This is a genomic window from Paenibacillus oryzae (genome assembly GCF_001675045.1).
Lineage (GTDB): Bacteria > Bacillota > Bacilli > Paenibacillales > Paenibacillaceae > Pristimantibacillus > Pristimantibacillus oryzae.
The window spans coordinates 1-13014 of the sequence record NZ_LYPA01000024.1; the positions used below are offsets into that span (position 1 = coordinate 1).

The 13014-nt window shown below is 49.7% G+C and carries 12 protein-coding genes and 6 tRNA genes; all 18 read left to right on the forward strand.

Annotated features, from left to right (window positions below; genetic code table 11):
• Positions 1-243: 243 nt before the first annotated feature.
• Positions 244-320, forward strand: a tRNA-Met gene (locus tag A7K91_RS01240).
• 3 nt (positions 321-323) lie between these two features.
• Positions 324-399, forward strand: a tRNA-Val gene (locus A7K91_RS01245).
• Positions 400-408: 9 nt separating this feature from the next.
• A tRNA-Asp gene (locus tag A7K91_RS01250) sits at positions 409-485 on the forward strand.
• A gap of 20 nt (positions 486-505) precedes the next feature.
• Positions 506-581, forward strand: a tRNA-Phe gene (locus A7K91_RS01255).
• 38 nt (positions 582-619) lie between these two features.
• Positions 620-704, forward strand: a tRNA-Tyr gene (locus A7K91_RS01260).
• A gap of 13 nt (positions 705-717) precedes the next feature.
• Positions 718-793 (forward strand) — tRNA-Lys (locus tag A7K91_RS01265).
• 152 nt (positions 794-945) lie between these two features.
• Complete coding sequence (locus A7K91_RS01270) at positions 946-2067, forward strand: PucR family transcriptional regulator (RefSeq protein WP_068678875.1); 1122 nt, start codon at positions 946-948, stop codon at positions 2065-2067.
• Between the two features lie 89 nt (positions 2068-2156).
• Entirely contained in the window at positions 2157-3278 is a 1122-nt protein-coding gene (locus A7K91_RS01275) for an ABC transporter ATP-binding protein (protein ID WP_068678877.1), read from the forward strand.
• A gap of 129 nt (positions 3279-3407) precedes the next feature.
• The gene (locus A7K91_RS01280; RefSeq protein ID WP_068678879.1) at positions 3408-4082 is read left to right on the forward strand and encodes a Crp/Fnr family transcriptional regulator; all 675 of its coding nucleotides are present in this window, start codon (positions 3408-3410) and stop codon (positions 4080-4082) included.
• Positions 4083-4197: 115 nt separating this feature from the next.
• Positions 4198-5154, forward strand: a complete 957-nt coding sequence (locus A7K91_RS01285) for a hypothetical protein (protein ID WP_068678881.1) — start codon at positions 4198-4200, stop codon at positions 5152-5154.
• Positions 5155-5324: 170 nt separating this feature from the next.
• Complete coding sequence (hprK, locus tag A7K91_RS01290; protein ID WP_068678883.1) at positions 5325-6263, forward strand: HPr(Ser) kinase/phosphatase; 939 nt, start codon at positions 5325-5327, stop codon at positions 6261-6263.
• A gap of 70 nt (positions 6264-6333) precedes the next feature.
• Positions 6334-7479 carry a prolipoprotein diacylglyceryl transferase gene (gene lgt / locus A7K91_RS01295; RefSeq protein WP_082967165.1) on the forward strand — a complete coding sequence of 382 codons (1146 nt, stop codon included), beginning with the start codon at positions 6334-6336 and terminating at the stop codon, positions 7477-7479.
• A 49-nt stretch (positions 7480-7528) separates the two neighbouring features.
• Positions 7529-8191 carry a pyrophosphatase PpaX gene (gene ppaX / locus A7K91_RS01300; RefSeq protein WP_068678885.1) on the forward strand — a complete coding sequence of 221 codons (663 nt, stop codon included), beginning with the start codon at positions 7529-7531 and terminating at the stop codon, positions 8189-8191.
• A complete protein-coding gene (locus tag A7K91_RS01305; protein WP_156739242.1) occupies positions 8184-8702 on the forward strand; it encodes an acyltransferase in 519 nt (172 codons plus the stop codon). Before ppaX ends, A7K91_RS01305 begins: the two co-directional genes overlap by 8 nt.
• A gap of 332 nt (positions 8703-9034) precedes the next feature.
• Positions 9035-10255, forward strand: a complete 1221-nt coding sequence (locus A7K91_RS01310; RefSeq protein WP_068678889.1) for an ATP phosphoribosyltransferase regulatory subunit — start codon at positions 9035-9037, stop codon at positions 10253-10255.
• Positions 10252-10905 carry an ATP phosphoribosyltransferase gene (gene hisG / locus A7K91_RS01315; RefSeq protein WP_068678891.1) on the forward strand — a complete coding sequence of 218 codons (654 nt, stop codon included), beginning with the start codon at positions 10252-10254 and terminating at the stop codon, positions 10903-10905. The genes A7K91_RS01310 and hisG overlap by 4 nt, the downstream gene beginning before the upstream one ends.
• Positions 10906-10957: 52 nt before the next feature.
• Positions 10958-12250: a histidinol dehydrogenase gene (gene hisD, locus A7K91_RS01320; protein ID WP_068678893.1), complete on the forward strand. Its 1293-nt coding sequence runs from the start codon at positions 10958-10960 to the stop codon at positions 12248-12250.
• Positions 12251-12413: 163 nt separating this feature from the next.
• Complete coding sequence (hisB, locus tag A7K91_RS01325) at positions 12414-13013, forward strand: imidazoleglycerol-phosphate dehydratase HisB (protein ID WP_068678895.1); 600 nt, start codon at positions 12414-12416, stop codon at positions 13011-13013.
• Position 13014 lies beyond the last annotated feature (1 nt).

Sequence of the window (13014 nt, forward strand, 5' to 3'; positions counted from 1 at the left end):
AGCTGACGAATACTAATCGGTCGAGGGCTTATCCTATTGTCTTGATTGTTCATACAGACATCAAGCACCAGCTAAAGTAACGTTAAGCATTCTTTCGTATCCGGTTTTCAGGGCGCAAAACGTATTATTAAGCGGACAAGCTTCGTGAAGATAATACGAATTGCACATGACATTTGGTTATGTCATTTCCTGATCTTGCAGACGGTCCCGAACGTCGTAAGAAATGTTTATTCGGGAACATGTGGCGGTGTAGCTCAGCTGGCTAGAGCGTACGGTTCATACCCGTGAGGTCGGGGGTTCGATCCCCTTCGCCGCTACCATATGGAGGATTAGCTCAGCTGGGAGAGCATCTGCCTTACAAGCAGAGGGTCGGCGGTTCGATCCCGTCATCCTCCACCATTATAATCCGGAGCTGTGGTGTAGAGGCCTAACATGCCTGCCTGTCACGCAGGAGACCGCGGGTTCGAATCCCGTCAGCTCCGCCATTATAATTTCATAATCATTAGGCTCGGTAGCTCAGTCGGTAGAGCAGAGGACTGAAAATCCTCGTGTCGGCGGTTCGATTCCGTCCCGAGCCACCATTGATTCTTTTGCTATTGGCAGACGGAATCGCAAATGTGGAGGGCTAGTGAAGTGGCTAAACACGGCAGACTGTAAATCTGCTCTCTCTGAGTTCGGTGGTTCGAATCCATCGCCCTCCACCATTTCCTACATCAGGAGCCATTAGCTCAGTTGGTAGAGCACCTGACTTTTAATCAGGGTGTCGAAGGTTCGAGTCCTTCATGGCTCACCAGTTCTATTTCATACGTAAAGTCAAGAGAGGTTTCCCTCTCTTTTTTTGTGTTTTCTTTATATAAGGCCGGCAAAGCGTTTGCTGAACTGAGGCATCCATTTATGGTACAATTGCGGAAAAGAGCGTTTTGGATGGAGTGTGGACAGAGAGCGATGAGCACAACAGATTGGTTGAAGCCGCTGCAGCACATTTTGAAAGGCCCCATTGGGCTTAGTACCAAGACTGTTCAAGAATGGAAAACAATATCGTCAGGTGAAATAAGAGGCGAGCCGAGGCCTGGAGATTATCTCAATCGAGACGGAGTTACCTGGTTTGTAGCCGATGTTGAAGGAGATAAGCTGAAAATCCTCGAGGTGCATGGCGACAGCCTGTCATCTACGGAGCTTAAATTAGTGGGCTGGAGCCTACAGGTTGCTAATGGGAATTTAAATAGTGGTGTTGAAAACCCTTCGATATCTGAATCAGAAAAATTTGCTCTTAAGTTAAGCGAATGGCTGCAAAAGCAGCTGGAAGCCGAAAAACCTGCATTTTCGCTGCCGGATCATTTGACTGTAGGCAGCCGGCTTTATCATGAGATGTTGCCTTTTCTTCTTATTGCGGAGCAAGGGAATGCAAAGGGGACCGGGTACGTCGAGCTTGAGAAGCTTCTCCGTTCATTTCTTTCGGATGAGGTTTTGCTTATCCCGCTCAAAAGCCAGGAATGGCTGATCTGGGCGCCGATGTCGCTTCTCAAGGATGAGGAGGCGGACTCTGGCGACGGAACGGAGGAGGAAAGCGTTGAGGACAGCCTGGCTTCGATTGCGTCTGGTTTGCATGAAATGCTGGCAAGCGAATGGCTTGGCGAATGTCATCTGGCGGTTACGCACCCCGTCATTCCGTCTCAGGGGATGGTTGAAACAACCTTGATGCTGCGAGAAACAATCAATCTTGGCCGAAAGTTTCATGTTGGCACAAACATTCATCTGCCATGGATGATGCAGCTGGAGCGGCTGCTTAACGCCATACCGGAGCTGCATCGCGCCAAATATTTGGAGCAATCGCTAAAAAGAGCGGATTTATTCGTTGACACGGAGATGCAGGCAACGCTGGATGCTTTTTTCTCATTAGACTGCAATGTTAGCGAAACGGCAAAGAAGCTTTATATTCATCGGAATACGCTTTTATACAGGCTGGATAAGCTGAAGCAGGAGACGGGGCTTGATGTACGGCAGTTCCGTGATGCGGTATTAGTCAAAATTATAATGCTATTGTATAAAGTTACGAAAAGGAATTAGTTTTTTTGTAAAGTATGTGCATAGTCATCTGTCCGTATGTGGGATAAGATAGATGCATATCGAAAATTCTTTTTAGGGGGAAACAAATCATGGCAGGCGTACGCTTAGAAGGCATTTACAAAAAATATCCGGGATCCGATAAAGCATCGGTAACTGATGTAAACCTCGATATCAAGGACAAAGAGTTTCTCGTATTGGTAGGCCCATCCGGCTGCGGTAAATCGACAACTCTTCGTATGATCGCAGGCCTTGAAGAAATCTCTGAGGGTAAATTGTTTATCGGCGACCGTCTTGTCAATGACGTTGCTCCTAAAGACCGCGATATCGCGATGGTGTTCCAATCCTATGCCTTGTATCCGCATATGAACGTATATCAAAACATGGCATTTGGTCTTAAACTTCGTAAATTCAAAAAAGCAGACATCGACAAACGCGTTCGTGAAGCTGCTAAAATTCTTGATATTGAGCATTTGCTGGAGCGTAAGCCTAAAGCCCTTTCCGGCGGTCAACGTCAACGGGTTGCCTTGGGTCGTGCGATTGTCCGCGAACCGCAAGTGTTCCTGATGGACGAACCACTCTCCAACCTTGACGCCAAGCTGCGTGGTCAAATGCGCGCGGAAATCAGCAAACTGACTAAACGTTTGGAAACAACTACAATCTACGTAACGCATGACCAAATCGAAGCCATGACAATGGGCGATCGCATCGTTGTTATGAAAGACGGCTTTATTCAACAAACAGCTTCTCCGGAAGAGCTTTACAACCATCCGGTTAACATTTTCGTAGCCGGCTTTATCGGCGCTCCTTCCATGAACTTTGTAAATGGCACTTTGAGCGAGCAAGGCGGCACTGTCCGTTTCAAAGCTTCCGGCGTTGATGTTGTTGTACCTGAAGGCAGAGCAGCTACACTGCGCTCTAAAGGCTACATTGGCAAAGAGGTAATTCTGGGTATTCGTCCTGAGGATATGCATGAAGAGCCGGTATTCCTGGAAGCATCCCCTAACACGATTGTTAATGCAAACGTAGAGGTTGCTGAAAACCTTGGCCACGAAATGTACCTGTACCTGAACGGAATCGGTACTGACACTGTAATTGCCCGTGTTGACGGACGTTCCGGCGTACGTGATGGTTCTAATGTTAAGCTGGCGCTGGACATGAACAAAACTCACCTTTTCGATAAAGAAACAGAACTGAACATCTACGAAAACTAATCCCTCATTAAGGGTGAAGGAGCCTTCGGATTTCCGAAGGCTCTTTCTGTATCTATCGGAATGTAGTGGGATTATATGCTATAATAGGAATTGCTGCTGCTAGCCAGAATTGATGAAAGGAGCGGCAAAATGAAGGAGATTTTATTTTTAAGAAAACTCCCGCTGTTCGAACAGTTAAGTGAAGAAGAGATAGCCGAAATTGCTTCTTTGTTGGTTATTAAGGAATATGACAAAGGCAGCAATCTGTTTTGGGAGAAGGAAGAGGGCAACGAGCTTTATATCATACAATCCGGCGCCGTTAAAATATATCGTCAGGAAGAAGGCAGGGAAATCATCCTTACCGTCTTTCATGCGCATGATTATTTTGGCGAGATGGCGCTATTTGGCGATCAAAGCGTTCGTTCTGCATCAGCAAGTACATTGGATAAAACAAAAGTGTTTATATTAAGAAGAGTTCATTTTCTGGAGCTGCTACAAAAGAAGCCGGATATTTTTATAAAAATATTAAATACGACGCTGGAGAGGCTTCGAAAAGCTAACGAGTTAATAGCGGATCTTGCCTTCAACTCGGCAAACTCTCGAGTAGCGAGGCTTTTATTTCGGTTGAGCGAGGAGCAAACCGGCCAATACGTCATCCCATTAAAGCTGACGCACCATCAAATCGCCGATATGACGGCAACAACAAGAGAAACAGTCACCAAAATATTGTCGGACATGCAGAATAGAGGCATTATCCAAATCATTCGCAAGCAAATTACCATTACGGACCCCGAAGAGCTGAAGGCCTGCGCTTCACTTGAATAATGATTTTTTTGTATGCTGGATTACATTTTTTTGAAATCGAACATGGTAGAATGAATCGTGCTGAATGAGTGCGGTTCATTTTTTTGTTGATAAAGCTGCGTAAGGGGGATAACGCATGCATAACGAATCAATAAGCTATGCGATGAATGGCGATGGGGTAGTGGGACGGAGAACGGAAGGCTACAGTTCGGCTGTGCGCTGGTTTAAAGAGCCTGGGTTATTTAATGGCAAACTGGAAGTTGAAGCCTCAAGTAATGAAAAAGGAATATTGGCGGGACCAAGTGACGGGAAACTGATTGTGGCCGGGGATAAAGCTCTTCTTATTATTAAGGGTGAAGGGGAGTTTACTCTGCAAAATATCGAAGTGGATGGCGATCTCGTTATTCATCTTCCCTCTGGCGGAGTTACGCTTCTGGACAGCGTAAAGGTAGCTGGGACAACGCTGGTCATCGCAGGAGACCCCATAGCTGCAACCGGGACAGAGGGATTTGAAATGAATAACAGCGGACAATCAGTTCTTTCATTCAGGAGCTGCGCCGAGCATGGCGAGGAAATTATTTTGCTGCAAAGCCATTTGCTACATGTGCATTTGGAGGGTGATGCGAGCTCAACGGAGGTGGCTGTACACTTGTCCGGTCCGTTGTCGTTAAGCGGGGGTTATGGGAATGTGCTGGTATCCCCGACTGCCAGCAGGCTGCGTTTGAGGCTTGAGGAAGGCGCCGTTATCAGCGGTGCGCTTAAGCTGATGGCTCCGGAAATATGCCTGAATGCGCAAGGCGGCAGCATCTTTGACTTGTGGAACGATCCGCATTATCCGCTGTCGGGAGAAGCTGCCAGCTTGGCGGAGGATGCAAGTGCGAGACTGGCTGACATAAATGGAAGCATAAATGCTGAAGAGATGGGGCAGGCACTGGCTGGGGCAGGTATATTCGCAAAAAGCACGGAAGAAATAGAACTGCTGCTGAACCGGATCCAAATGGAATCCTGTTCGTCATTAACAGAAGTTAAGGAATGTCTGGAAATGTGCAGAATGACCAAGCCTCGTGTCCTTAGCCCCTCGGGTGTTCTCTAAAGCCGCGTTGCGGCAATATTGTGAAAGGCGCCCGTAGCGGAAACGTTGCGTTCGGCGCCTTTTTGCATTACGATGAAGACATTGGAAATAGGGATTCCGTCCGCAGGCGGAATGCTATCATACATAATAACGGCGCTAGTGCAGACAACAGCGCTTGAGGAGGCTTAACCTTGCCGAAAAAAGTAAAGGTTTCTGAGCTTGTGCGGCATTTTCAGCTAGAGATTATTTCGGGTGAAGATGGTTTGAAGCGTAAAATTACAGTTGATGATTTATATCGTCCCGGTCTGGAGATGGCAGGTTACTTCCACTATCATCCAAGCGAGCGCGTACAGCTGCTAGGGCGGACGGAAATATCGTTTTTGAACATGCTGGACAGCGAAGAGCGAAATAGCCGTATGGTTCGTTTGTGCCATGAGGAGACGCCATGTATTATTTTGACGCGCGGCTTGGAAGCGCCGAAGGAACTGGTAGATCAATCCAATGCCACTAACACGCCTGTGCTGAGAAGCAATGTGGCGACTACTATTTTGTCCAGCCGCATCACGGATTTTCTGGAGCGCAAGCTGGCGCCAACGGCTACGATTCATGGCGTTTTGGTCGATGTTTATGGTGTTGGCATGCTGATTACCGGGGGTAGCGGCATTGGTAAAAGCGAAACGGCCCTGGAGCTGGTTAAACGCGGTCACAGGCTGGTTGCGGACGATGCGGTTGAAATCCGTCAAACCTCGGACGGGCAATTGCACGGTACAGCTCCCGAGCTGATCCGCCACTTGCTCGAAATTCGCGGCTTGGGCATTATTAACGCTATGACGCTGTTTGGTGCAGGGGCTGTCCGGACGCAGAAGCGGATCGGGCTTGTCATCAAGCTGGAAAATTGGCAGCAAGACAAGCAATATGACCGGCTGGGACTGGATGAGGAAACAACGCGAATTATTGATACAGATGTGCCTTTAGTGACGATTCCGGTACGTCCCGGACGAAATCTTGCCGTTATTATCGAGGTTGCCGCCATGAACTTCCGTTTGAAACGGATGGGATACAATGCGGCGCTGCAGTTTACGAACAAGCTGACAGAAACAATCGCGGACGACATGGATGATTACGATTGATGATCGCGGATGTTTCCTGACATGATTTTGGCCGCAATCAACCTTACATAGCAAGGAGAAGATAAAAAAGATGCATACGTTTGCGATTAACCCAATTTTTTTCCAACTGGGCGGCCTGGAGGTACGCTGGTATGGCGTCATCCTGGGACTAGCTGCCCTAGCTGGCCTGCTGCTCGCGGTACAGGAAGGAAAACGTTTTGGCATAAAGCCGGAATTTTTTATGGATTTGCTGCTTTTTGGCGCGCCATCGGCCATTATCGCAGCCCGGATCTATTATGTTGCCTTCAAGTGGGAGGACTACAAGGGAAATTTCGTTGACGTATTCAAAATATGGAATGGCGGCATAGCCATCTACGGCGCTATAATCGGTGCTTTTATATGCGGTATTATCTACTCCCGCTATAAGGGTTATAGCTTCTGGCGGATTGTAGATATTTCGGTTCCATCGCTTTTGGTAGGCCAAATGATTGGCCGTTGGGGCAACTTTATGAATCAGGAGGCTTATGGCGCTCCTGTTCAGGAGTCGTTTTTGCGCGACACGCTGCACCTTCCTTCGTTTATCGTCAACAATATGTATATTGTTGATTCTGCCGTGCCTGATGGAGCCTTCCGCCATCCCGCTTTTCTGTACGAATCGCTCTGGAGCCTGGTTGGATTAGGGATTCTGTTCCTGCTGAGGCGGCAAAGGTTTCTCCGTGCAGGGGAGCTGATGGCATCCTATTTTATCTGGTATTCCATTGGACGGTTTTACATTGAGGCGCTCCGCATTGATAGCTTGGCCTTTATCGGCCCGCAGTGGCTGGCTGAAATGATGCGCGGGCTATGGTCGCCGATGACGGTTGTTTTTGAACCGGGTTATTTGGACCCGGCTTACGGGAATATCCGAATTTCGCAACTGGTGGCGTTGTTGTTAATTGTAGCAGCTATTGTATTCATAGTTGTTCGGCGTATGACTGGAGCGGCTAATGTTCGGTATAGCGATCCCATAGTATCAACCAAGCCGGAACGTAATGCCGAGCCGGAGGTTACCAAAAACAAAAAAGGCTCCAAACGTCAAGGCGCTGATTATTCTTCATCGGCTGTGGATACTTCATCCGGTGTTTCTAGCCATAAGTTAGGCAGCGGCAAAAAAACGGGAAGCAACGATGATAACAGCCATGATGGCGGAAGTGACGGAGGTTCCGATAGCGGCGGCGACGGCGGAGGTGGGGACTAACTAACGCGGCCAGGCGAAGACGCAACAACTGGGAGGATCTAACTTCAAGATGAAAGCATACAACACGGTTTTATTTGATTTGGACGGCACGATACTGGATACGAATGAATTAATTATGACCTCCTTCATGGAGGCGTTAAAAGGAATTGTGCCTCCCGGCTTTGGGAAGGAGCACATCATTCCTCATATGGGGCTGACTCTGGAGGATCAGTTGAAGCACTTCTCGGGCCAGCAGGATGTTGGACATTTGATTAAGGCTTATCGTGAAGTGAACTTGCGGCTGCATGACCAATACGTGCGGGCTTTTCCTTTTGTTAATGAAGTGTTGGAGAAGCTGCATAACGCAGGCATCCGGATAGGTGTTGTAACGACAAAAATCAGGCTTACAACAGAAAAAGGTCTGGCCTTTGTTGGCATTAACAACTACGTGGACGCAATCGTGACGGTTGATGACGTTGTGAATCCCAAGCCGCATGCGGAACCGGTGCTTAAAGCGCTGGAGCAGCTCGGCGTGGAGCCGTCTCAAGCGTTGATGGTTGGCGACAGTGCGGTGGACATGAAGTCGGCGGTTGCCGCCGGCGTTGCGGCCGTCGGGGTTGCTTGGTCGTTAAAAGGGGCCGAGATACTGCGGGAAGCGGGGGCGGATTACATTATCGACGATATGAGAGAGCTGTATGCCTTGGCCGGGCTGGAGAAGGAAGCTCGTGCGTAAGGTAGAGCGTTATCCCGTTGAGGGGCCAAATTCGTTGTGGCAAATTTATTCAAGTGTCAGCTTTGTAAAAGGCGTTCGTAATTTCATTTTTATTCAGCTGGCGAGATATTGTCCCGTATTATCCTGGAAAAACGGCATTTATCGCCATGTGTTGGGTATGAAGGTGGGGGAATATACCGCCTTTGGGCTGATGGCTATGGTGGATGTCTTTTTCCCGGAGCGGATAACCATTGGGCGGAACAGTATTATCGGGTATAACACTACGATTCTGACGCATGAATATTTGGTGCGCGAATATCGGCTTGGCGATGTGATCATTGGCGATGATGTGATGATTGGAGCCAATTGCACGATATTGCCAGGCGTTACGATCGGCGATGGTGCGGTTGTTTCAGCTGCCACGCTGGTCCATAAGGATGTACCGCCCGGCGCTTTTGTTGGGGGGAACCCCATGCAGGTTCTGAAGCGGGCGGCAAATCAGGTGGACGGTAAGATAGATGAAGGACAGTAGATGAAAGACAGTAGATAAAAGATATTAGTCGTAGACAGATTTCGGATGGAGATGGAAAATGCCCAGCTTCTTAAAGAGAGGCGCCAGCCATAAAATGTCTCTTGGACAGGAGGAAGCGGATACGCCGCGAAGCCCGCCAAGGGACATTTTTGCTGCCGTCATGTCAGAGGTTGGTTAAGCCTTCTATTGAAACTGGCCTACGGTTCAGCTGTCGCTGTCTTAGCTTGACGAATAGCACTTCCCGTGCTAAGATATGCTCTACATTCTTTATTTTATTAGCATGGTAACATGGTAGCACTTTAATATATTAAAGCGACTAAGGGAGATTTTAAATGACGAAGCCAAAGATGTTCGAGAAGCCTGCCGGCGTCAAGGATTACTTGCCAGCGGCTGTCAAGAAGCTGCGTTATATTGAGAATAAAGCTTTAGCCTGCATGCAAGGCTGGGGCTATGAGCAGATTATGACTCCTACGATGGAATTTTACGATACAGTGGGCGTTGCCAGCTCCACCTCGGATCACAAGCTATATAAACTGTTAAATAACCGTGGAACAACTCTGGTGCTGCGCTCCGAAATGACAGCTCCGATTGCCCGCGTCGTTTCGTCGTTGCTGCGGGAGTCTGATTTTCCTCTGCGGCTTTCTTATCATTCCAATGTTTTTCGCTCCATTGAGGAGGAATCGGGAAGAGACGCCGAGTTTTTTCAGACGGGCGTTGAGCTGGTAGGAGACTCCTCGCCGGAAGCGGATGCGGAAGTGGTAGCGTTGGCTATTGCTTCGTTAAAGGCCGCAGGCGCGGAACGCTTTAAAATTGCGATTGGTCATGTCGGTTTTCTGAATGCCTTGTTCGGAGAGCTGCTGAAGGACCGGAACGATGCGCAGGAAACGCTGAAGTCCTGTTTGCTTGGACGCGATTATGTCGGGTACCGCGATCAGCTCAAGCGCTTTAATCTGGAAGACGCTGTACAAGGCGAATTGGAAAGCATTCTCCGGCTGCGCGGCGGCGTGGAGATTTGCAGTCAGGCGCAGCAGCTTGGCGGAGGCGAAGAGGCGCAAAAGGCGATTACGCAGCTATGCCAGATTTGGGATGTTCTGGATGCCTATGGCGTTTGCGAGCATGTATTGATTGATCTGACGATGATTGGAGATTTCTCCTATTATACAGGCATGACGTTTGAGGGGTATGCCGCCGATCTTGGTTTTCCCGTTGTCAGCGGCGGGCGTTATGACAATTTGCTTGCCCAATTCGGGCGTCCGGCTCCTGCTACCGGCTTTGCGATCAAAACAACCCGCGTGCTGGAGCTGCTTGGGATAGAGGAGACGGAGCAGGAGGAGCGTACTCTTCTTGTTTACAATGAAAAAGGGCGGCGCGAGGCGTTGGCGGAAGCGCAGCGTCTGCGCGGACTTGGCATAGCTGCTGTTACGGAGAAAGCCGATTCCTTGCCTTCCGGGCTTGACGGGGCGGCAACGCCATTCCTCTACAAAGGCTTGAGCTATACCGGTCTTGCTGTTTATTTGCCCGCTGAGGGTACGAAGGGAGGAACCACATCATGAGCGGAATAGGGTCTGACTTGCTGAAGGTAGCTATGCCTAAAGGCCGCATATACAAGCAAGCCTCCAAATTGTTTCGTGAAGCCGGCCTTCCGATACCTAGCGATTTTGACGATACAAGAAAGCTGATCATTGAGCTGCCGGAGGCGGGAATGGAATTTATTATGGCCAAACCCGTCGATGTACCGACATATGTAGAATACGGAGTTGCGGATATCGGTATTGTCGGCAAGGATGTGCTCATGGAAGAAAACAAGGATGTATATGAGCTGCTGGATCTCGGCATTGCCAAATGCCGGATGTCCGTCATCGGCCTGGCGGATTGGAAACCAACGATTCATCCCCGGGTCGCAACTAAATATCCAAACGTAGCATCGGCTTATTTTCGGGAGCGTGGACAGCAGGTGGAGGTCATCAAGCTGAACGGCTCTATCGAGCTGGCTCCTCTTATTGGCTTGGCCGATCGGATTGTGGATATGGTGGAGACGGGACAAACGTTAAGAGAAAACGGACTGGTCGAAATGGAATCCATTTTCGGCATCACAAGCCGCCTGATCGCCAACCGGGTCAGCTACCGTTTAAAAAACGACCGGATTCAAAGCCTGTGCGACCGGCTGCAAGAGATTATTGTGAGCAACCAAGCGCTAAATTAAAAACAGTATTAAGCCAGGCTTGAATGGATTCAAATGAAGGGAGAGACCGGATATGAGAATCATGTCTCCAAAGGACTTTGGCTTGAAGCGGGAAGTGGAATACGGCACGCCGGAGCAAAACAAGGCAGCGCTTGACATAGTTGATGGCGTCAAAAAAGAGGGCGACGCGGCATTGCTCCGCTTTACTGAGCAATTTGACGGCTCCAGGCTAACGGCCTCCCAACTGCGTGTTACACAGGAGGATATTGATGCGGCCTATGGGCTGGTGGATGAAGCGTTCCTTATTGCAATAAGGGAGGCTGCGGCCAACATACGCAAATTCCACGAAAAGCAGCTGCGCAATTCATGGATGGATTTGCAGCCGGACGGTACGCTTCTGGGACAAATCATGCGGCCGCTAAAGCGGGTTGGCGTATATGTGCCGGGCGGGAAGGCGGCGTATCCGTCTTCCGTGCTGATGAATGTCATACCGGCGCAGGTTGCCGGCGTGCCGGAAATCGTAATGGTGACTCCTCCGGCAACAGGCGGCAAGGAGGGCATAGACCCCTTCATTCTGGTCGCCGCTGCGGAAGCGGGAGTCAAGGAGATTTACCGCGTTGGAGGCGCGCAGGCAGTAGCCGCGTTGGCCTATGGCACTGAGACTATTATTCCGGTTGATAAAATTTGCGGTCCCGGCAACATTTATGTCGCCCTGGCGAAAAGAGCCGTTTTTGGCGTTGTAGATATCGACAGCATTGCCGGACCGAGCGAAATCGCGGTGCTGGCGGATGCTGGCGCGGACGCCGCTTATATTGCCGCGGATTTGCTCTCCCAGGCAGAGCATGACGAAATGGCTTCCTCCATTCTGGTTACGCCGTCCAGAGAGCTGGCGGATGCCGTAGCGGCAGAGGTGGAGCGCCAGCTGGCGGATCTGCCGCGTCAGGCGATTGCCCGCAGCTCCATCGACAACTACGGCGCCGTGCTGCTGGTAGAAACGCTGGCGGAAGGCATCGACGTAGTCAATCAGCTTGCTCCCGAGCACCTTGAAATATTGACGGAAGACCCCATGAAGCTGCTGGCCTATATTGAAAATGCGGGAGCGATCTTTTTGGGACCGTACAGCTCGGAGCCGGTTGGCGATTATTTCGCCGGACCTAATCATATTTTGCCAACCAATGGCACGGCCAGGTTCTCTTCGCCTGTTAACGTCGATGATTTTCTCAAAAAGTCCAGCTTGATCTACTACAGCAAGGAAGCGCTTATGGCGAACGGAGACAAAATTATGACGCTGGCGCGCCATGAAGGCCTGGAGGGTCATGCACGGGCGATCGAGATTCGTCTGGAAAAAGAACGGGACATTCATTAAAAAAATGTTCCCTTTCTAACGCTGGCTTGCTAGCGCTGATTTGATAAGCGATTGGGCAATAACCATCAGCTGCGGCAAGCCAACGGATTAAGGGAATACATGACTGTAAGCAGTCGACGAGTCAATGCAGTTACACTATTATTTTTAGAAAGCAGGGATTGACATGAGTGAAAAAGAGATTCGTTCGGCATCCATAGAGCGCAAAACAAACGAAACTGATATTAAGTTGACGTTTGCGGTAGATGGCAGCGGCAAAAGCAAGCTGGAAACGGATGTGCCGTTTCTGAACCATATGCTGGATTTGTTTGCGCAGCACGGGCAATTTGATTTGCAGGTGGATGCCAAAGGCGACATCGAAATTGACGATCACCATACGGTTGAGGATATCGGCATTTGCCTGGGCGACGCATTCCGCAAAGCTGTGGGCGATAAGCGAGGCATCAAGCGTTATGCCAGCGTATTTGTGCCGATGGACGAAGCATTGGCGCAAGTGGTGGTGGATATTAGCAACCGTCCGCATTTTGAGTACCGGGCTGAGTATCCGTCCCAACAGGTGGGAAGCTTTACGGTAGAGCTGGTGCAGGAATTTCTGTGGAAGCTGGCGCTGGAAGCCCGCATCACGCTTCACGTTATTGTGCATTACGGACAAAATACCCATCATATAATCGAGGCGGTGTTCAAGGCTTTGGGACGGGCGCTTGACGAAGCGACCATCATCGACCCGCGCGTGCAAGGAGTGCCTTCCACGAAGGGAGTGCTGTAGG